Genomic DNA, 20,875 nt, shown 5'->3' with positions numbered 1-20,875 from the left:
CCTATCAAATAAAATGTTATTTTAGGTTGAAATAGATTGAATGATACAAAGTTACAATTTTATTGTGAGGTGGCTTTACTGATATTTTGTGGAAGAAAATGATTATTTTACGCATTTCATAATGTTTAGAAAATTTTCAGGGTAAAGATTATACTAGCCTCTTTGCGTATTTTAGAGAGGATTTTCTATCAGGAGGAGAAAGGATATCGCCTCCTGCTTAATGTGTGTGCTCCCTCTGTTCTTAAGAGAGGTTTCCCTTGTACTTTGTTAAGATTTCCGCTTAAGGAAAAACTGTGCTCCTGTATGTGAGGTGCAGAGAAGTTGTGTGGCGTCATATGACATTGTACAATTGACTCTAGAAATTGTTCCACGGAGAATAGAGCGTATTTCAATTTCTATATTTTGGGCATTGAGATAATTATATGCTCCTTCTGATAGTTTTTCTTCTGTATCTGCTGCATGCGTTTCAAAAACACCATTGTGGAAAGAAGAAATAATACCATTCTCATCAACCCATTTTCCATCAATTCCAGTTGGCATATTTGAGTTATAATATCGCGAAAAGTTACAGGCACTTAACAGCAAGGCGGTAATTGTAAGACATAAAATATGATAGGTATGTTTCATTTATTGCACTCTATTTAGATTATTTTGCTCTCTAGTTTCTATAACATTATTAAATTACCCCATGAGTCAATATGAAAAATTTGATAAAAATCAATGAAAAAGCAAAAAAATGGAAAAAAATGCCTTAATGTTGTATTTAATTGACAGCTTGATGAATTTCGTAAGTGAAACACAAGAGGTAAAATATTTCTTATGGTTTACAACAATTTTTATATTAAGCTGCTAAGTAGTCTCAAAGGAGATTATTGACATTATGGTTGGTCCCATTCTTGTTGCGAGTGAAGATTATGGAAGACGTATAGAACTTTCTTCTATGCTGCGAGGTTTTGGTTATCGTGTCATTGAAGCAGAAAATGGTCTCCGTACGATTGATCTTTTACACAGGCGTAAAAACATTGTGCTTGCACTCCTTGATGTCGTTATGAGTGATTTGAGTGTGAGCGATTTGATTAAAATGATTAGAGTTGCTGGTGTTTCTGTTCCTATTGTCGTTATAGCACAACAAGAGAATCAGCATTTACTCCAGAAAGCTTTAACAGCTGGAGCTATTGATTATTGGATCCATCCAGTAACATTATTACGTGTAAGAGTTACTTTGGATATCCTTGCTCTTATTTCTGCCTTGGAGCATGAGGTTCGAGATATTCGGCGAAAAAAAGAGAATCATTTACGGTTTTCTGATCTTTGCGTAAAAAGTAGAGCTATGCAGATAGTATTAGAACAATCGAGACAAGCAGCAACTTCTTTACAGAATCTTTTGATAGAGGGAGAAGCTGGAACAGGACGTGAGACATTAGCTCGGATTATTCATCATGAGGGATTATTTTCGGAGGGTGTTTTTGTTCGCTTTCAATGTTCAGCCATCGTTGATCCAGAAGAAGAAAATCAGCAGTGGTTTAAAGAATTCCTACCATTGGTTTCTTCTCTTGAAAAAGGGACACTTTGCCTTTGTGATATTGATCGACTTGAGCCCATACAGCAAAAACGGTTTGCTCATTACCTTAAAGAAAGGGAAAGGGATACAAAAGGAGATTTTTTTCCTTTTCGGATCATCGCTATTTCAACATCGCGTTTAAAGGACTTGGTTAATGAGAACTTTTTTTTGCATAGTTTGTTTGAACAATTTTCTCACTTGTCTATTAGCGTTCCTGCTTTACGAGAATTAAGGGATGATTTTCCAGAGATCACACAACGTTTGATTGATCGCATTATCACAGAAACAGGGCGATCACATGTCCATGGTTTAGCAGGCTCTGCTCTTTCCTTGCTTATGCAGTATGATTGGCCTGGCAATAGAAATGAGCTTGAAACCTTTTTATTTCGTGCGATTTTACTCAGTGAAGGACCGTTATTAACTGTTCGAGATTTTCCGCAATTAATGGGAAATTCATTAATGAATGTTCCCAATATCATTGAGGGTAATATGCAAGAAGATAATGAGCAAGAATCGATAAAATTTTTGAATACTGATGGGCATGTACGTACTTTTGCAGAAATGGAGCATGATATTATAGAGAAAGCGATTAAACATTATAAAGGACATATGAGTGAGATTGCGCGTCGCCTTCATATTGGTCGCTCTACACTTTATAGAAAAATGGAAGAATTGAGAGCAATAAGAAATCAAGAACGAAAGTAAATTCATAACAAATTTCTCTTCATGACAAGCAAGCGTTTCAAAAAATAGAGTGAATTTTGATAAAGTCCGTGGGGGAAAGCTGAAGAAAACAATCATTTATTGTAAAATTTATCTATAGTGGATGATTTTGTTGATTTAAATCAAATATAAATTTTATGTGACTATTTTAATCGTTTGTTTCAATTTATACAATTTTAGTTAAGTTTACATTTATTAAAACAGAGAAGCATTTTTAAAAACTTTTAAATACTACCGCTAAAATTTTTGTATCATCAATATTAAATTTATACTCTCTTAAGCAAGAAGTGGCATTTTATCTGCTATACGATTAAGATAAAGTGATTAGTGTTATCGTTTGCATTACTGATGATGTGATAGTTTAAAATAGAAAGTTTGCCCTCTTTGACTCTTTTACAGATTGTTATTGGTTTTGTCCTCTTTTTTTTTATTGCATCTATGTTGGCAATCTACACCTATGGGCGTTTTGTGAAAAATGCTAGGGGAAAATGTTCTTATGCGTTACCTCTTCAGAAAGATGAAACTAAGCTTGATCGTATCGTCAGTCAATTAGCTGAGAAAGAAAATGGATTGGGGATTGATAAAGATGCCCTTTCCCTCATTATCAGCAATTTGGATGCGTTTTGTGTTCGGGCAATAGGAGCTGCAGAGGCTGGGCGTAGCCTTGATCTGATGTATTATATTTGGGATGATGATTTAACGGGGCGCCTATTATTAAGTGAAATAGTTGAGGCAGCTGATCGAGGGGTTCGGGTACGGCTTCTTTTGGATGATATTAATGCTCAGGCACGTGATCCAGCTTATATTGCGCTAGATAAACATCCTCACATTGAGGTGAGAATGTTTAATCCAGGGCGATCGCGTAAAGGTGGTTTACGCCGTGGTTTAGAAATTATATTACGGGCAATTACTGTAACACGTAGAATGCATAATAAAGCTTTTATTGTTGATGGCAGGGTCGCTTTTGTAGGAGGACGTAATCTTGCAGATTCTTATTTTGATGCTGGTAAAGAATCCCATTTTCGAGATTTAGATTTGATGTTAATCGGTCCTTCTGTTAAAAAGGTAGAAAGTATCTTTGATGATTTTTGGAATAGTGCTGTTGTTTTGCCAATTCATACTTTGGTTGTTCCTAAAAGCGCAAGTGATCTTAGCTATTGGAAAGATAAATTACGAAAGTTTCGTGATTCCAAAGTTGCAAAAGTTTATTTAGATTATGTCAAAGAGCACATTAACTTTAATTGTTTTATCCAAACAGGAAAGCGGTTATTTTTAGCAGACAAAGTTGTTGTTCTTTCTGACCCTCCAGAAAAAGCATTGCGTAAAAAAGCAAGTAATTGGCTTATGAAGGCACTTTCAAAGGTTATTGGAAATGCCCAAAAAACGGTTCAGATTACGTCACCTTATTTTGTTCCTGGTAAGGTTGGCACGCAGAATTTTAGTAATTTGGTTTCAAAAGGTGTTGATGTCAAAATTCTGACAAATTCTTTAGCAGCTACTGATGTAGCATTAGTGCATGGTGGTTATGTACCTTATCGTAAGGCATTGTTGAAAAGTGGTGTTAATCTTTATGAATTAAAAGCGGAAGGCAATACTCATGGGTTACGATTGTTTCGATCGAGTAAGGCAAGTCTACATGCCAAAGCTTTTTTAATTGATCGTAAAACAGCTTTTATTGGATCTTTAAATTTTGATCCAAGATCAGCATCATTAAATACAGAAATGGGCATTCTTTTTGAATGTGCTCCCATTACAGCAAGATTAGATTTGTTGTTTTCTGAAGAAACCACAGGGGAAATGAGCTATCATCTGCGTCTTGGTGATAATAATCGTATTTATTGGGATTTTATTGAAAATGAAAAAAAATATAGCATTGACTATGAGCCAGAAAGCAATTTTTGGCGTCGCGCATTTGCAAAAATAATAAGTTGGTTACCTATTGAATCACAATTGTAAATTTTTATAAACCACACTTAAAAAAAATATTTATTTTTCTTTTCATTTTGTTTGTAGCATGGCATAATTTTTTGCCAATCTACCATGTATGAGAACCGCAGTTGTATTTTAAAGCTTCTTGCGGTGTTTTATTATAAAAGGAATTTTGATATGGCAAAGATTGTTGAAACGGGGACAGGTGCATTGGCACTGACTTTTGATGATGTACTTTTACAACCCGGTCATTCTCTTGTTATGCCTAGTCAAGTGGATCTCAGTACGCGCATTGCAGCGGATATTAAGCTCAATTTGCCATTGCTTTCTGCGGCAATGGATACGGTAACAGAATCGCGTTTGGCAATTGCTATGGCTCAAGCTGGTGGTCTTGGGGTTATTCATCGTAATATGTCTCCTGCAGAGCAGGCAGAAGAAGTTCGCCAAGTAAAAAAGTTTGAATCTGGTATGGTTGTTAATCCAGTCACCATTGGACCAGATGCAACACTTGAAGAAGCAAAATCTTTGATGCGCTCTCATGGTATTTCCGGTATTCCGGTTGTTGAAAATGGTGCTAAAGGTGAAACTGCTGGACGGCTTGTTGGCATTTTGACAAATAGGGATGTGCGTTTTGCATCGGATCCTAAACAAAAAATTTATGAATTAATGACGCATGAAAATTTAATCACAGTGCGTGAAAATGTTCAACTCAATGAAGCGAAGTATCTTTTACATCATCATCGTATTGAAAAATTATTAGTTGTGGATGAACAGAATCGTTGTGTCGGACTGATAACAGTTAAGGATATTGAAAAAGCAAAATTAAATCCAAACGCTGCCAAAGATTCACAAGGTCGCTTGCGTGTTGCAGCTGCAAGTAGTGTAGGGAACGATGGGTTTGAGCGGGCTGAACGATTAATTGATGCAGGCGTTGATATTCTAGTAATTGATACTGCACATGGACATTCTCAGCGTGTATTAGACACTGTTGAGCGTATTAAAAAAATGACGTTTTCTCCAGCTATTATTGCTGGTAATGTGGCGACTGCTCAAGCAACACAGGCTTTGATTGACAGTGGTGCGGATGCTATAAAAGTTGGGATTGGTCCTGGTTCTATTTGCACAACGCGAATTGTTGCAGGTGTTGGTGTTCCTCAGCTTGCAGCCATTATGAATGCTGCAGAAGTTGCTGAAAAAGCGGGCATTCCCGTTATTGCTGATGGGGGGATAAAAGCTTCGGGTGATTTTGCTAAAGCCTTAGCAGGTGGGGCTTGTGCTGCTATGATTGGCTCTCTTTTAGCGGGTACAGAAGAAAGTCCTGGTGAAGTTTATCTTTATCAAGGACGATCCTTTAAAGCTTATCGCGGCATGGGATCTGTTGGTGCTATGGCACGAGGATCGGCAGATCGCTATTTTCAAGATGATGTTCGTGATGAACTTAAGTTGGTTCCTGAGGGTGTGGAGGGGCAGGTGGCTTATAAAGGTCCTATAGCATCAGTTCTACATCAGCTTGCTGGTGGACTTCGTGCTTCGATGGGGTATGTTGGAGCAAAAGATCTCGTAGAGTTTCGTGAAAAAGCAACGTTTGTACGTATTACGAATGCGGGACTCCATGAAAGTCATACGCATGATGTTTCTATCACACGAGAGAGTCCAAATTATCGTGGGCCAGTTTAAAGATACAAGAGCCTAATATCATATTGCATAAATATAAAATTTGCCGAGAACAAGAAAGAGAGACTGCGCTTTTTCTGTTTGTAATTTGGTGTAATAATCCCAAAAAGGAAAGAATTAGAGGTTAAAACTCTAATTCTTTCTGTTAAGACTATATGAAATAAGTTATATAAAATTAGAATTAACTTTTTGTTGTCTTCCGTCCAGTCTTTGACGCACGTTGGCGAGTGTTTGTCTGATCACTTTGAACGGATTTCTTTCCGTTGTTTGAGGGCATTGTATTATGACGGCTTTTAGACGAAGTTGTTTTTCCATTATTATAAGTCATTATTTTCTCCTTTAAAATTGTCTGGCAGTTGCCATTAGAGTAAAAACGGTCATGCCAAATAGTGGTTCCAAGCATTTTCTAAAAAGTTAATTTTTTGTTGAACGTAAGATGAGCTTGTTTAATTTTATGAGAAGATTTTTTCTATTGTTCAGACAATCCTCGTAAACTTTATTTTACGCCAATAAATTAAAGAGTTTGTTTTTTTCGTAATGCATGGCGGAAATAAGTTTTTTATGGATGGCTACGTATCTTTTAGTATAAGAGGTAGAAGGATAAAAAACGAATGGGCAGAAGATGAAAGGAAAAATTTAGATACTCTAAATTGGATCTTATAAAAAAGTATGATCAGATCGTTTTAAGATTGAATGTAAATTTTTTATGGCGTTGAGAAGGTTTCATTGGCAAGAAGGCGATAATATTATTTTTTAGATGATTTAAAATTTTATTATTTTAATGGGAGAAATGAATGCGATTAGGTGGGCGTTTGCAAGCAGCAATAGATGTTCTCACAGAGATAGAAATGAAGCATCGCCCAGTAGGAGAAGCTTTAAAGGATTGGGGTCTTTCTCATCGCTTTGCTGGAGCAGGTGATCGTGCAGCTATTGGTACAATCGTTTATGATGTTTTAAGACGACGTTATTCTTTACAATGGCGTATGGAGAGTGATGATATCCGAGATATCGTTTTTGGTGCCTTATTAGATTCTGGAAAAATGACGCTGGAGCAAATTGACGGTGAGTTGACAGAAGATCGGTTTGCACCGCAGTTATTAGGGGCTAAACAGCGTAAATCGTGGCAAGGTCAGCAATTAGTGGATGCTCCAGACTATATTCGTGGTGATATTCCGCAATGGTGTCAAGCGCATCTGCGTCCTTTATTTGGTGATAATTGGATCACTGAAGCGGCTGCGTTAGCAACGCGTCCTTCTTTAGACCTACGGGTAAATAACCTAAAGGCAACACCAGAAAAGGTGCTGAAAGAATTAGCAAAAACCAAACTTAAATCTTTTCCATGGTTTGGGCAAGCTTTAAGAATTGCACCGATTGAAAAGTTTAATCGTCATCCCAATGTTCAAGTGGAACCAGCTTTTCAAAAAGGACACTTTGAAATACAGGATTTAGGATCTCAAATTGTTGCTCACCTTGTGGAAGCGCAAGAGAGCATGCAGGTATTAGATTATTGTGCAGGTGCTGGTGGCAAAACATTAGCTTTAGCTTCCGATATGAACAATCGTGGGCAAATTTATGCTTATGATTCCGATAAAGCGCGCTTAGCTCCTATTTTTGATCGTCTTCGACGCGCTGGTGTTCGTAATGTACAAACACGAGCACAAAAAGAAGAATTGAAGCCATTAATAGGCCAGATGGATAGAGTTCTACTAGATGCACCATGTAGTGGGACAGGAACATGGCGTCGTCGTCCAGATGCGAAATGGCGTTTAACATTAGAACAAGTGAAACAACGCCAAACAGAACAGAGGGATATTTTGAATGAAGCGATAGCTTATCTTAAGCCAAATGGGCGCTTAATCTATATTACCTGTTCTCTTTTTACAGATGAAAATGAGGAACAAATTTCCCATTTCCTTCAACAACATTCTCATTTTTCTCCAATAGATATGCCAGCGCTTTGGCAGAAACATTTTAGTTTTTCTCCTGTGCAACCAGTTTTTTCAAATTATGGACTTACTTTGTCGCCAGCCACAACACAAACAGATGGGTTCTTTTTATCTGTGTTGCAAAAAAAACATTGATCCATATTTTTGCACTTTTTATCATAAACTTTACGAGAATAATCTTTTTCGTAAGAAAATAGGCTTGTGAAAAGAGAAAGATTAAATCATAACTCTCATGAGTTTTCTTTTACAATTGTTGATTGGTTTTCTATGAGCATATCACATCCAGACACTGTTCTTATTATTGACTTTGGTTCACAAGTTACACAACTTATTGCACGACGGGTACGAGCAATGGGGGTATATTGTGAAATTGCTCCTTTTCAATTGGCTTTAGAAGCTGTGCGCCGCATAAATCCTAAAGCTATTATTTTATCAGGGAGTCCTTATTCCGTTATTGATGAGGGCTCTCCGCGTGCACCAATGGAAATTTTTGAGGCGGGTGTTCCGATTTTGGGTATTTGCTATGGTGAACAAGTCATGTGTGTTCAGCTTGGAGGAAAGGTTGAAGCTGGACATGAGCGTGAATTTGGGCGTGCTTTTTTGGAAGTTCAAGAAGAGAGTGCCCTTTTTGATGGAGTGTGGGAAAAAGGTTCTCGTTATCAAGTATGGATGAGCCATGGTGACCGTGTGGCAGCTTTACCAGAAGGTTTTCGTGTCATAGGAACCTCAAAAGGAGCTCCCTATGCGGCTATTGCGGATGAAAAAAGACATTTTTATGCGGTACAGTTTCATCCTGAAGTTATCCATACACCGGATGGTACAAAACTTTTGCAAAATTTTGTTCATAAGATCTCTGCTATTAAAGGCAATTGGTCAATGGCTTCTTATCGTGAGCAGGCAATTGCTACGATACGACAAAAAGTTGGGAAAAGTCGTGTGATTTGTGGTCTTTCAGGGGGAGTGGATTCATCTGTTGTAGCGGTACTCCTTCATGAAGCTATAGGAGATCAACTGACATGTATTTTGGTAGACCATGGGCTGATGCGCAAGAATGAAGCTGAAGAAGTTCTCACGCTCTTTCGTGATCATTATAATATAGAGCTTATTCACGTTAATGCTGCTGATGTGTTTCTTAATGCTTTAAAAGGTGAGACAGATCCAGAAAAAAAACGCAAAACAATTGGTCGCCTTTTTATTGAAGTTTTTGAAGAAGAAACGAAAAAAATAGGAGGTGCAGAGTTTTTAGCACAAGGAACACTTTATCCAGATGTTATTGAGAGTGTGTCTGCTATTGGTGAAACGGTAACCATTAAAAGCCATCATAATGTGGGTGGGTTACCAGAACAGATGAAGATGAAACTTGTAGAACCGTTACGTGAGCTCTTTAAGGATGAGGTTCGCTCGCTAGGACGAGAGTTAGGGCTACCGGAGCAGTTTATTGGTCGCCATCCTTTTCCAGGTCCCGGCCTTGCAATTCGGTGTCCAGGTGCTGTAACACGTGAAAAATTAGAAATTTTACGCGAAGCAGATGCTATTTATCTTGAGGAAATCCGTAAGGCCGGTCTTTATGATGAAATTTGGCAAGCTTTTGCTGTTCTTCTTCCAGTTCAAACTGTTGGTGTTATGGGGGATGGTCGCACTTATGAATTTGTTTGTGCTCTTCGCGCCGTCACATCTGTAGATGGAATGACTGCTGATTTTTATCCTTATGATATGGCGTTTTTAAGTAAGACAGCAGCACGTATTATTAACGAAGTTAGAGGGATTAATCGTGTTGTATATGATGTAACCTCAAAGCCTCCTAGTACTATTGAATGGGAATAATTAAAATGAAGGATAAGTCTTTTAAGAATAAAATATGACTGAGGGTTTGATATTCGAAAAGTGTAGAAAAAATCATTTAAAAATGATTGTGTATTTTCATATGATATAAGCTTTTATCTGGCAATCTGTACGTCAATATCGTTTAAAATTGAGAAGTGTGGGATTTTGCATGTCTGAGAAAAAAATTGTTGCACACCGTGGAGGAGCTCATCTTTATCCTGAAAATACCCTTTCGGCATTTAATAATGCTATAGCGTTAGGTGTTGATGAAGTTGAATGCGACGTTCATTTGCTAAAAAGCGGTGAAGTGGTTGTCTTTCACGACTTCCGTCTAGACCAATTGGTTGGAAAAAAGGGGTATATTCACGACATTGATAATGAAACACGCAAACAACTCTGCGTAAAAGGAAGCCAAGAAGCACCTCCCTTATTAGAAGAAGTGCTTGATCTTTTAGCACCAACGAATGTTGCATTGCATCTTGAAATCAAGACATGCGGTGAAGTGGAGCGCGAAACAATATTATCCCAAAAAGCGCTTGCGCTAATAAAAAGCCGAAATTTATCAGAACGGGTTTCTGCTATTAGTTTTGATCCTTTTATCCTTCGTCCTTTTATTGAAGCAGGAATACCATCTGGTCCATGTGTTGATAATTTCGAAGGTGATATGTACCGTCATTTTTCTGAATGGAAGCAATTAGGTTATTCTGATCTAAGTTTAGATGGCTCTATTGTTTCACAGAACTTTATTGAATCAGCTCTTGAGGCTGGTTTTACTGTAGGGGTATGGACAATTAATGGAAAAGCTCGGTTATCATATTGGCTTGATATGCCTGTACATTATATTACGACAGATCAACCTGATCTCGCATTGCAATTGTGTGCACAAAGGTAAAAATACATCAACACAAAAGGAACTATATATCTTCATAAAGTTAGCGTAATGAAAGAAGAAAAATTATCTAATATACGACAATAATACATTGATTTATAATCATAATTAATATTTTATTCATGTGAGTAAGAGACCTTAATACGTAAGATTCTCTTATTTCAAATATTTTTACAATGAATCAATCAAAATCATTCGTTTGCACATTACAAGCAGGGTTGGTGTGTGGATAAAAAATGATTGAGAAAAGAATAAAAATATTCATTTAACGTATTTTAAATGCAAGATTTGTTGAAGCATTAGGATCGCACATGATGATGTCGTTTTGCACTTTTATGAAGTGTAAAAATGATGGCATACAAAAAGTCTTATATACTTTAATGGAGAGGCTTTAGGGCTTATTTTATAGGTGCTATCATGAAATGTAGATGTATTGAAAGATTTTTTAACAGCATGGAAATTGGTTATACAGTGTCATTTTGTTTTGCGTGAGGGGTGTGATCTTGTTACAGGGAAAGAGACTATTAAGCGCTTCAAAATGATTTTCTTAATTTTAAAAAAATTCTATTTGTCTCTTCTTTAAATTCAGTAGCAACATCGTGTTAAAGTTATAAGCCGAAAGTTATAAGACAAATAATAAAAGAATAAACAATTCTTTTTAAAAAAGTAAATCCAGATATTGAAATAGTCATTGAAATGATATTTACGATCTATATCTTTTTACCAAGTGACTTTTCTTATTTAAGCCATCTCACTTTTTTCAGATAGTTACAAACGCGTATTTCGTGAATACATAAGAAAGCTTATAAAAGAAAATAAATAAATTTAAACAAATTCATTTGACCTTTAGGTGGTTCCTGTTTAAATGAGAGAATATGTTTCTGAAATAAAACTGTCATAGCATGTTCATGTGTAATACTATAAATTTAGGGGTAGTTTGTATTCCATCACTTCAGAAAGGGTGAAGCATGAGTCGTTTTTATCTTTCCATAGCGGCCACGGTTGCTATCATAATGTCCACAGCGGGGATGACAGAAAGTTTTGCACAGACAAAAATCAGCTTTTGGCATTCTATGAGTGGTGAATTAGGAAAGCAAACTGAAAGTCTCATTAACGATTTTAATGCAAGTCAATCTGAGTATAAAGTTGTTTCTTCATTTCGCGGTGAATATGAAGAGGGATTGATTTCACTCATTGCAGCATTTCGTGGAAAGAAACAGCCAGTACTTGCTCAAATTTATGACGTTGGTACTGGAACTATGATGGCTGCAAAAGGTGCAATCTACCCATTTTATCAACTTATGGCTGATACAAAACAAGAATTTGATCCTACAGATTATTTCCCTGCTATTAGTGGTTATTACTCCGATGAACAGGGACGTATCGTCTCTATGCCATTTAATATTTCAACACCCATCCTTTATTATAACAAAGATATCTTTAAAAAAGCAGGGCTTGATCCAGAACAGCCTCCTAGAACGTGGCAAGATATAGAAAACTTTTCCAAGAAAATTCTTGAGACTAAAGCGGCAACTTGTGGTTTTACAATGGCTTATGCCGCTCAATGGATTGGTATAGAAAATTTTTCAGCGTTGCATAATGTTCCTTTTGGAACGAAGGAAAATGGCTTTAAAGGACTTGATTCAGAACTTACATTTAATGGACCTTTACAAGTGCGTATGTGGACTGACCTGAAAAAGTGGTCTGATCAAGGTATTTTCCGTTATGGTGGTCCAGCAGGTGCATTAGATTCAACACCAATGTTTATGGCACAAAATTGTGCAATTTTTATGCAATCTTCAGGATCACATGCTGGAATTGTTTCTGAAGCTCAGTTTAATGTGGGGGTTGGTATGCTACCGTACTATAAGGATACAGAAGGAGCACCACAAAATTCAGTTATTGGGGGAGCTTCTATTTGGGCGTTTAAGGGCCATACTCCAAAGGAATATGCAGGGGCAGCCGCTTTTCTTAAATTTCTTTCAAAAACAGAAAATCAAGCAAAATGGCATCAGGAAACAGGTTATCTCCCAACCACAAAAGCGACTTATGAATTGAGCAAAAAACAACATTTCTATGAAAAAACGCCAGGTGCGGATATAGCTATCAAACAGATTAATCTTAATCCACCAACAGTTAACTCAAAAGGGATAAGATTTGGTAATTTACCACAAATTCGTGCCATTCTTGATCAAGAGTTGGAAGCTGTTCTTAGTGGTTCAAAAACGCCGAAAGATGGTTTAGATGAGACCGTTGAACGTGGAAATAAACTCTTGCGTGAATTTGAAAGATCTAATCATTAATTTCGTTTTATTGTTAAACATTAAAGACTCAACAAAAACGGTTGAGTCCTTTTTGTTTACTTTTTTAAAGTCTCTACATTTAAAGAGCCCTATGAATGCAAGAAAAACATGCATATTTTAAAAATAGTCTACTTTCTTACGGACTGCTTTTTCCTCAGCTTCTTGTGACTTTTTTGTTTTTCTTTTGGCCTGCTGCTCAAGCAATAAAATCATCTTTTGAGCGTGAAGACCCTTTTGGCTTTACAACAACCTTTATTGGTTTTGAGAATTATCTAACCGTTCTTTCTGATCCTACTTATCGGCAATCGCTTTTTACAACCGCAGTATTTTCCATCTCAGTTACTGTCGCTTCAATGACAATATCACTTCTCTTAGCTGTCTGTGTTGATCGTGTCATCCGTGCAAAAAAGGCTTATACAATGCTTTTGCTCTGGCCCTATGCTGTTGCTCCAGTATTGGCAGGTATATTGTGGCTGTTTATCTTTCATCCCACCATCGGAATTATCCCTTTTTTTCTCGAGAAAATAGGGGTGCTATGGAATTATCGTATTAATGGCACTCAAGCAATGATTCTTATTGTCATTGCGGCTAGTTGGAAACAAATTTCTTACAATTTTCTCTTTTTTCTTACAGGTCTTCAATCTGTTCCGCGTTCTCAAATAGAAGCAGCCGCCATTGATGGTGCTGGTCCCTTTAAACGATTTTGGACAGTGGTTTTCCCGCAAATTTCACCAACGACGTTTTTCCTTCTTATTGTCAATGTCAATTATGTTATGTTTGATACTTTTGGTATTATTGATAATACAACTTCTGGAGGTCCTGCGCGTGCAACGAGCATCCTCGTCTATAAAGTATATGACGATGGCTTTAGAAATCAAATAATCGGTGCATCAGCAGCACAATCAACAATATTGATGTTGATGGTTATTGTCTTAACGTTTATCCAGTTTCGCTGGATTGAGCGCCGTGTACAATATTAGGAAACAAATTATGGTTGAAAATCGCCCTGTTTTGAAATTTCTAACCCATATTATTCTCATTGTTGGTATTATCATTATTTGCTTTCCAGTTTATGTTGCTATCATTGCATCAACTCATAGTTCAGCAGCATTTAACTCAGGAACACTTCCTCTTTTGCCTGGGAAATATGCTCTGGAAAATTATAAAACAATCTTTGGTGATGGCCTTGCACAGCTGGGTTTGCCCAACCTCTGGCCACTCTTAATGAATTCATTCATTATGGCTCTTGGGATTAGCGTTGGAAAAATTATTATTTCACTTTTGTCTGCTTATGCAATTATTTACATGCGCTTTCCCTTCCGAAAAACTGCTTTTGTTCTTATTTTTGTTACATTGATGCTCCCTGTCGAAGTTCGTATTCTTCCAACCTATGAGATTGTTGCAAAATTGGGGATGGTCAACACCTATAGTGGAATGATTATTCCACTTATTGCATCTGCGACCGCTACATTTTTATTTCGCCAGTTTTTTTTGACTGTTCCAGATGAACTCTTAGAGGCGGCACGTGTTGATGGTGCAGGTCCAGTTAAATTTTTTATGGATATTCTTCTTCCTCTTAGTAAAAGCAATATTGCTGCTTTATTTATCATTATGTTCATTTATGGATGGATACAATATCTCTGGCCTCTTATCATCACAACGGATCAAAATCATCAAACGATCCTTATTATTTTAAAACAGCTTATTGTCGAATCACTTCAACATGATCCTCAATGGAATATACTCATGGCAGTATCGGTTGTTGCCATGGTTCCCCCTGTTCTTGTTGTTATCTTCATGCAGCGGCTTTTTATCAAAGGCCTTATTGAAACGGAGAAGTAATTGTGGCCATAATCCAGTTATCAAATATAAAAAAACAGTATGACAACGGCATTCTGGTCATTGATGATTTAAACTTAACTGTTGCCGATAAAGAACTTCTTGTTCTTGTCGGTCCTTCAGGGTGCGGAAAATCGACCTTATTACGTATTATAGCAGGACTTGAACAAGTTACCTCAGGTGAATTATGCATTGATAACGAATGTATCAATGATCGTGAACCAGCTGATCGTGATATCGCTATGGTTTTTCAAAATTATGCCCTTTATCCCCATATGACAGTTCGTGGAAATTTAGAATATGGTCTTAAAAATCGTAAAACTCCTAAAGAAGAAATTAAAAAACGTATCGCACATGCTGCAAAGCTTTTGGAGATAGAACCATTTCTTGATCGTAAACCACGACAATTATCAGGAGGACAACGTCAGCGTGTTGCAATGGGGCGTGTGATTGTACGTCAACCCCGTGTTTTTCTCTTTGATGAACCTCTTTCAAATCTTGATGCAAAATTACGGGCGCAAATGTGTATTGAAATAAAAACACTACAGCGTTCATTAGGAACAACGAGCCTCTATGTTACCCATGATCAACTAGAAGCTATGACATTAGCTGATAGAATAGTCGTTTTGAATAAAGGAGCTATCGAGCAAATTGGAACACCAATGGAAATTTACGATACTCCAGCAACAACATTTGTTGCTGATTTTATTGGTTCTCCTCCTATGAATTTTCTTGATCGCTATGTCTTAGAACAACATTTAGGGCATTCATTTTCTTATGGTGAAGAAACTGATATTTTAGCATTCAGACCTGAAATAATCTTATTGGGCGAACATCCAGATAAAGGGCCTGTCTTTCACACAAAAATTGAGCTTATCAAGCTTATTGGAACAGGTTGCCATGTTTTAACGCGTTGGAATGGTATCATCTTTACGATTGAAATAAAAGAACGCTTGACACACGACTATGGTCAAAAACTAAGTTTCACTGTTGCTCATCAGAATTTTCATACTTTTAATAAAAACACAGGAAAGCGCACAAATAATAAGTAAGCATTAATTGATGTGATACGACTCTCTTTTATGCTGCGTCATGATAATGGTGTGTTTTGACTTGCTCAATTACATTTACAAACTCAGGTTGTAACCGATGGGATTAAAAACAAAATTTTAACAGTTTTGGTAATGATCTATTGTCCCATAGCGCTGAGAATGTCAAAACATTTATATGAAGAAATTTTGCATTTTCACGGTCTGTAAGAAGAATATAATTTTCAAACATCATTTTCATTATAAAAAAATATCAATATAGAATAAATCTTTATTAACCATATTTTTACTCATTTATAATTTTGTTATAAAAAAACAACATATTATAATATGTTTCTTGATGTAATAATTTATGTGTATTATAAAAGCAAATGAGAGAAATAGAGAGAAAAAATGAGTTACAGATAAGGAAGGATGCGCCCCATATCTGAGCTTTGATCCCTAACATAAGAAGTCTATTTGATGCACAAAATACGACGCTGTTCTAAATAATCTCTACGAGAATAGGCGCATTCTATCTTACCGCTGGCCATATGATCTAAAATAGTTTCAGAGCTCCTATAAGAAGCATTTGTTTTTTTTACCAATCACATAAATTAGAGAGAAACCTATGCGCGCATGCTGCAAGTTTATTTTTTCTCATGTAAATCACTATGCAATTCTCAGCAAGGGTATCTGATAAGTTGCAAAAAATCACTGAGAGATAGAAGGCGTGCTTGTTTTAGAATTTTCATTACTTTTAGCGATAAAAGCAGATGAAACACATCTGTAACATCTCATCGATCTTTTCTATATTCTTGAGTTAAAAATTGCCTGTAGATCATCCTCAAACAGATCTTTATGAATATAACATAAGGGATCGATGCGAATACCTATAAGAATCAGCAGGGACAAAGGCAGTTATGTTATTGTTTTACAAAGCATTCTATAAAAGCTGGTATATTTTTTCAATATATTGCCAGTTTATTAATGGTTTTATGATATTACTTTCTTATAAAGCGCGTGCTTTTTGTTGCTTATAAATCAACCTAAACTTTATACAGCAGTATGTTTGAGACAAATATGAAGACGGTTCAGTGCTGTATTCAGTTTTGTATGCCAAAGTAGAATAAGCTTATCTGCTTGTGTAATTTCTAAAATGAGGAGACAGCTTAATTTAGGGAGAATATGAAAGCATCAAATAAAAAATAGATTCTGTCTTTAGCATCATCTTTTAATTTAGTATTGCAATTTTCAAAAACATCTGAGCCAGTGTCTCTTACATAATGGCGATTAAGTATTGCCGAACACATTTTTTTACGTAATAGAATTGCATCTCTCATACAAAACAGAATACCTAAACAGAAGGCTATTGGGTTGCCAATTTACGCACTTTTTTTAAAAAATATCTTGCAAGGTTGTTCCAACTATTTTTTCACGCAGTCGTTTATAAGTAGTATAACATAAAATCCATTGTGTATCGCCATCTTTATGCTTATAAAAATGCAAGCTGGGGCCATTATCATACTCTCTTTCAGTCTCCAACATTGCAACAATTATTGTGTTGAGACTCTTCATAAGAGGTATTTTTTCTTCAAGTGGTTTTTATTCATACACTAATTCTACTTGCATGTTATAAATGAAGTTGGATAGATAAAAATACTTTAAGAAAGAGACACCAAATTCTTCTTATGAATCGTTTCAAGTGTCGAGAGTTATTGTAAAAAAAGCATTGAAAAATAGAATGCTACTGCTGACAGTTTGGGCACCATGAGGCAATAAATCCACTTACTTTATCTATCTTAGAATCTATAGAGTATAAATTTCTCTGTAAAAGTAACTTTATTTCATATCAATGTTATCAATTATAGCTGTTGGGGCATCATTAGTAACATAATCATAGACTTACGATTTTATGAACTCTTTTTTATCTCTTTTATAGAAGATCTTAATGTTTTGTGATAGCATCAATGATGGTATTCACATTATGTTCCATCATATCGAGATAAGTTGCTGCAGGGCCATTTTTGTTTGACAATGCATCAGAATAAAGTGTTCCACCAATTGTTAAGCCTGTTTCTTTTGCAATCTGTTTTATGAGACGGGGATTAGAGATATTTTCAACGAATAGGGCAGTTGCTTTATTCGCTTTAATTTGTTTTATAAGTTTAGCAACATCGGCTGCGGTTGCTTCAGTTTCTGTTGAAGCACTTTGAGGGGCAAGGATAGTAAAACCATATTCCTTGGCAAAATAGCCAAAGGCATCATGAGATGTGATAATGATACGTTTATCTTTAGGAATGGTAGCAATTTTTGTTTTCAGGGTATCTTGTGCTATTTTAAGTTTTTGGATGTAGGTTTCAGCATTTTTTTTGTAGCTGGTACAGGATTGTGGATCGATTTTACAAAAAGCAGCAGCGATATTCTTCACATAGATTTTGACATTGGGAATTGTTTGCCAAGCGTGTGGATCAATAACGCTGTGGTGGTGATGGGCATTATGTTCTTGATTTTTCATTTTGAGGGAGGGAATGTTAGCGCTAACTTCGACAAGAAGTGCTTTTGTACCACTTGCTGTAATGAGGCGATCAATAAATCCTTCTAAATGAAGCCCGTTGATGAAAATAATTTGAGCATTTCTAAGAGCCTGAGCATCATGGGGGGTAGGTTCATAAGTGTGAGTATTCGCATTGGGACCTACAAAAGTGGTCATAGAGATATGGTTGTCTCCTACATTTTTTACGAGATCTGCAAGAATAGAAAAGCTCGCAACAACTTTGATTTTATTGTGTGCAGAAGCAGAAAATGGAGAAAGGGCAAGCAATAAAGCTCCAAGAAGAACAAATTTTTGAGCAAACTTAGGCACATTTTTTTCCTTAAAGTGAGGAGGTATAAAAGAGGTGGGGAAACCATGTTACAATAAAGCCACGTGGACTTATCAAACAGGAAACAAGATAAATAAATCCTGCGGCAATGATGATAGCAGGGCCGGAGGGAAGTGAAAGATGAAAAGAAAGCAGGAGACCACATACGCTAGAAATGATTCCAAAAAGAGTGGAAAGCGCGCAAATAGGGCCTAGCCGTGAAAACCAAAAACGGGCTGTAATGGCTGGAATCATCATAATACCAACGGAAAGTAATGTTCCTAGTGATTGAAAGCCTCCAACCAGATTCAGCACCACAAGTCCAAGCAATGAAATATGAATATATTTACTCAATGGAGAGAGTGATTTAAAAAAGAGGGGGTCAAAGCTTTCTAAAACGAGTGCACGCCAAAAAATACAAAGGCTGCAGAGTGTAATCAGCATTATAGTAGTGATTAACCAAAGGGCTTGTGCATCAAGTGCAAGAACCGATCCGAATAAGAGATGAAGCAGCTCAATTGTTGAGTCTTTCAGTGAGATAATAATAACACCTGCCGCGAGTGCAATAAGATAAAAGACGGTCATGGATGCATCTTCTTTCTGAAAGCTGTTTCGTGAAATCAAAATGGTTGCTAAAGCAACAATAAGACCAGCGAAGATACCACCAAGTGTCATAGATATGAGGGAAAAGCCACAAATCAGAAAAGCAATTGCAACACCAGGAAGAATGGCATGAGAGATAGCATCTCCTGTCAAGCTCATTCCTCGGAGCATCAAAAACACACCAACAGGACAAGCGCTAATAGACAGAAAAATAGAACCGATAAGGGCGTTTCGCATAAATTGGAAATCAACAAAGGGGGCAAGAAAAAATGCATACACGTCTTATAACCTAAGAAAGAGAGGATCATTGATGAGAAGATTTTGTTTTTGTGCGCTAATAGGGAAAGAATTGGATGTGAGAGGTGGCATAACGTGATGAAGGGTGTTGTTTAAAAACTGTGTTGTTTCTCCATAAAAGGCGTTTTGTTGATCAATTTGAATCATTTGGGGGAAAAATTCTTGCACGATGAGAGGGTTATGGAGTGCGGTGAGAATTGTGCGTCCTTGCTGTTGCCAGTATGTGATCAGAGCAAGAAGGTCTTTTTGGGTATTATGATCTACACCATTGAAAGGTTCATCAAGTAAAATAATATTGGCATCTTGTACAATGATACGTGCAAAAAGAGCGCGTTGTAATTGCCCGCCTGATAATGTTTCAAGCGAACGGGGTGCGAGTTCTGTAAGCCCAACCATTTTAAGAGCATTTTGAATCTTAGAATCATAAGGGCGCTGATTCTTCCATAATCCACAAAAAGACCACAGTCCTGTTTTTACAAGCGTTTTCACATCAATTGGAAATGTTTGATCTATATTACATTGCTGAGCAAGATAAGCAATGCGGCTTTTTTTTGGTTTTGTAATTTTTCCTTTAAGAGGTTTAATCAATCCGGCGATGGCTTTTAGCAGTGTCGATTTTCCAGCGCCATTATCACCTGTTATTGCAACCAATGAACCAGCTTTTAACTTTGCTGAAAAGTTCTTTATTGCTATTCTATTCCTATAGCCTAATGTTGTTTTATTGAAGTGCAGATCCATATTTTTTACCATCGTTGCTTATTATTTTGGAAACTATGTAATAATATAACGTTTGTCAACAAAATGTTATATTATTACATAGTTTTGAGTACTGAAAATTTTAGTGGGAAGATCGTGGAAAATTAAAAATAATAATTGAATTCACCTTGACGAAAGAGAGAGAGTATATACTATATATAGTATCAAAATGATTGGTGATTCTAAATAAGCACAAGAGAGGGTGTTAGTGTGTTTCGTTTGGTATCTAAGTTATTTCCATTATTGTAAAGAGTTTATTGGCCAAAGGTATAGCAGTATTTTTACTGAAGGGTCTCTTTTGGAAGGATTTCCTTTCGTTTTTGTAATTGATTTTTGCCGTAAAAGAGCAAACAGAGCTCTTGAAAAACGGTAGTTTAGAACATTAGTTTTTTAGACAGCAGGAGGGAATTGTAATGCAAGCAAAAGATTGTTTTATAACTAGGGGGCTTTGCCATTTAAGTTGTAGAATAATCGCTTATTCTCATCATAGTTTTTGAAGTTATTTGATGAGGAATTCTGTTATGTTCAGGAAGCTGTGTATTATTTGAAAATAACCACATGTTTTGCGTACAATTTCTATTTTTTGTTATTCTTGAGTACCTATAAAATTATTAGATTGACCTTTCAGGGTTGATTGTT

Annotated in this window: 15 protein-coding genes; 10 read left to right on the top strand and 5 right to left on the bottom strand. The window is 36.4% G+C overall.

The window, feature by feature from the left end; all coding sequences use genetic code 11:
- Positions 1 to 267: 267 nt before the first annotated feature.
- On the bottom strand, positions 268 to 627 hold the full coding sequence (locus ACFIL3_RS04355; protein WP_375611849.1) for a hypothetical protein: 360 nt from the start codon (positions 625 to 627) through the stop codon (positions 268 to 270).
- A 253-nt stretch (positions 628 to 880) separates the two neighbouring features.
- Between ACFIL3_RS04355 and ACFIL3_RS04350 the strand changes: the two genes are divergently transcribed.
- The 3 genes from ACFIL3_RS04350 (at position 881) to guaB (ending at position 5,890) form a co-directional block, all read left to right on the top strand.
- A complete protein-coding gene (locus ACFIL3_RS04350; protein ID WP_375611848.1) occupies positions 881 to 2,266 on the top strand; it encodes a sigma-54-dependent transcriptional regulator in 1,386 nt (461 codons plus the stop codon).
- A 402-nt stretch (positions 2,267 to 2,668) separates the two neighbouring features.
- Positions 2,669 to 4,240 carry a phospholipase D family protein gene (locus ACFIL3_RS04345; RefSeq protein WP_375613283.1) on the top strand — a complete coding sequence of 524 codons (1,572 nt, stop codon included), beginning with the start codon at positions 2,669 to 2,671 and terminating at the stop codon, positions 4,238 to 4,240.
- 150 nt (positions 4,241 to 4,390) lie between these two features.
- Positions 4,391 to 5,890 carry an IMP dehydrogenase gene (gene guaB / locus ACFIL3_RS04340; protein ID WP_375613284.1) on the top strand — a complete coding sequence of 500 codons (1,500 nt, stop codon included), beginning with the start codon at positions 4,391 to 4,393 and terminating at the stop codon, positions 5,888 to 5,890.
- Between the two features lie 178 nt (positions 5,891 to 6,068).
- Here guaB and ACFIL3_RS04335 read toward each other — a convergent pair whose 3' ends face one another.
- The gene (locus ACFIL3_RS04335; RefSeq protein WP_273722522.1) at positions 6,069 to 6,215 is read right to left on the bottom strand and encodes a hypothetical protein; all 147 of its coding nucleotides are present in this window, start codon (positions 6,213 to 6,215) and stop codon (positions 6,069 to 6,071) included.
- 466 nt (positions 6,216 to 6,681) lie between these two features.
- On the opposite strand from ACFIL3_RS04335, the gene ACFIL3_RS04330 reads away from it, so the two are divergent.
- From ACFIL3_RS04330 to ACFIL3_RS04300, 7 genes are all read left to right on the top strand, one after another.
- Positions 6,682 to 7,968, top strand: coding sequence for an RsmB/NOP family class I SAM-dependent RNA methyltransferase (locus ACFIL3_RS04330; protein ID WP_375627664.1), 1,287 nt, complete (start codon positions 6,682 to 6,684; stop codon positions 7,966 to 7,968).
- Positions 7,969 to 8,100: 132 nt separating this feature from the next.
- Positions 8,101 to 9,657, top strand: coding sequence for a glutamine-hydrolyzing GMP synthase (gene guaA, locus ACFIL3_RS04325; RefSeq protein ID WP_375611844.1), 1,557 nt, complete (start codon positions 8,101 to 8,103; stop codon positions 9,655 to 9,657).
- 169 nt (positions 9,658 to 9,826) lie between these two features.
- Positions 9,827 to 10,549: a glycerophosphodiester phosphodiesterase gene (locus ACFIL3_RS04320; RefSeq protein ID WP_375611843.1), complete on the top strand. Its 723-nt coding sequence runs from the start codon at positions 9,827 to 9,829 to the stop codon at positions 10,547 to 10,549.
- Positions 10,550 to 11,514: 965 nt separating this feature from the next.
- The gene (gene ugpB, locus ACFIL3_RS04315; RefSeq protein ID WP_375618067.1) at positions 11,515 to 12,849 is read left to right on the top strand and encodes a sn-glycerol-3-phosphate ABC transporter substrate-binding protein UgpB; all 1,335 of its coding nucleotides are present in this window, start codon (positions 11,515 to 11,517) and stop codon (positions 12,847 to 12,849) included.
- 95 nt (positions 12,850 to 12,944) lie between these two features.
- On the top strand, positions 12,945 to 13,829 hold the full coding sequence (ugpA, locus tag ACFIL3_RS04310) for a sn-glycerol-3-phosphate ABC transporter permease UgpA (RefSeq protein ID WP_375627662.1): 885 nt from the start codon (positions 12,945 to 12,947) through the stop codon (positions 13,827 to 13,829).
- A 10-nt stretch (positions 13,830 to 13,839) separates the two neighbouring features.
- Positions 13,840 to 14,691 carry a sn-glycerol-3-phosphate ABC transporter permease UgpE gene (gene ugpE / locus ACFIL3_RS04305; protein WP_375650897.1) on the top strand — a complete coding sequence of 284 codons (852 nt, stop codon included), beginning with the start codon at positions 13,840 to 13,842 and terminating at the stop codon, positions 14,689 to 14,691.
- Between the two features lie 2 nt (positions 14,692 to 14,693).
- On the top strand, positions 14,694 to 15,740 hold the full coding sequence (locus tag ACFIL3_RS04300; protein WP_375681869.1) for a sn-glycerol-3-phosphate import ATP-binding protein UgpC: 1,047 nt from the start codon (positions 14,694 to 14,696) through the stop codon (positions 15,738 to 15,740).
- A gap of 1,924 nt (positions 15,741 to 17,664) precedes the next feature.
- Here ACFIL3_RS04300 and ACFIL3_RS04295 read toward each other — a convergent pair.
- The 3 genes from ACFIL3_RS04295 to ACFIL3_RS04285 are packed head-to-tail and all read right to left on the bottom strand — an operon-like array spanning position 17,665 to position 20,218.
- A complete protein-coding gene (locus ACFIL3_RS04295; protein ID WP_375613291.1) occupies positions 17,665 to 18,582 on the bottom strand; it encodes a metal ABC transporter solute-binding protein, Zn/Mn family in 918 nt (305 codons plus the stop codon).
- A 10-nt stretch (positions 18,583 to 18,592) separates the two neighbouring features.
- The gene (locus tag ACFIL3_RS04290) at positions 18,593 to 19,462 is read right to left on the bottom strand and encodes a metal ABC transporter permease (RefSeq protein ID WP_375681868.1); all 870 of its coding nucleotides are present in this window, start codon (positions 19,460 to 19,462) and stop codon (positions 18,593 to 18,595) included.
- Between the two features lie 3 nt (positions 19,463 to 19,465).
- Entirely contained in the window at positions 19,466 to 20,218 is a 753-nt protein-coding gene (locus tag ACFIL3_RS04285; RefSeq protein WP_375613293.1) for an ABC transporter ATP-binding protein, read from the bottom strand.
- Positions 20,219 to 20,875 lie beyond the last annotated feature (657 nt).

This window comes from Bartonella sp. CE47NXGY (assembly GCF_042195415.1).
GTDB lineage: Bacteria > Pseudomonadota > Alphaproteobacteria > Rhizobiales > Rhizobiaceae > Bartonella.
Note: the sequence above shows the minus strand (reverse complement) of the source record. Positions and strands in the feature narration are given on the sequence as shown.

Coding starts and splice junctions, on each gene's coding strand:
- ACFIL3_RS04330 (WP_375627664.1), top strand. CDS start 6,682: ATGCGATTAGGTGGGCGTTTGCAAGCAGCAATAGATGTTCTCACAGAG.
- ugpA (WP_375627662.1), top strand. CDS start 12,945: ATGCAAGAAAAACATGCATATTTTAAAAATAGTCTACTTTCTTACGGA.
- ACFIL3_RS04350 (WP_375611848.1), top strand. CDS start 881: ATGGTTGGTCCCATTCTTGTTGCGAGTGAAGATTATGGAAGACGTATA.
- ugpB (WP_375618067.1), top strand. CDS start 11,515: ATGAGTCGTTTTTATCTTTCCATAGCGGCCACGGTTGCTATCATAATG.
- guaA (WP_375611844.1), top strand. CDS start 8,101: ATGAGCATATCACATCCAGACACTGTTCTTATTATTGACTTTGGTTCA.
- ACFIL3_RS04335 (WP_273722522.1), bottom strand. CDS start 6,215: ATGACTTATAATAATGGAAAAACAACTTCGTCTAAAAGCCGTCATAAT.
- ACFIL3_RS04285 (WP_375613293.1), bottom strand. CDS start 20,218: ATGGATCTGCACTTCAATAAAACAACATTAGGCTATAGGAATAGAATA.
- ACFIL3_RS04355 (WP_375611849.1), bottom strand. CDS start 627: ATGAAACATACCTATCATATTTTATGTCTTACAATTACCGCCTTGCTG.
- guaB (WP_375613284.1), top strand. CDS start 4,391: ATGGCAAAGATTGTTGAAACGGGGACAGGTGCATTGGCACTGACTTTT.
- ACFIL3_RS04320 (WP_375611843.1), top strand. CDS start 9,827: ATGTCTGAGAAAAAAATTGTTGCACACCGTGGAGGAGCTCATCTTTAT.
- ugpE (WP_375650897.1), top strand. CDS start 13,840: ATGGTTGAAAATCGCCCTGTTTTGAAATTTCTAACCCATATTATTCTC.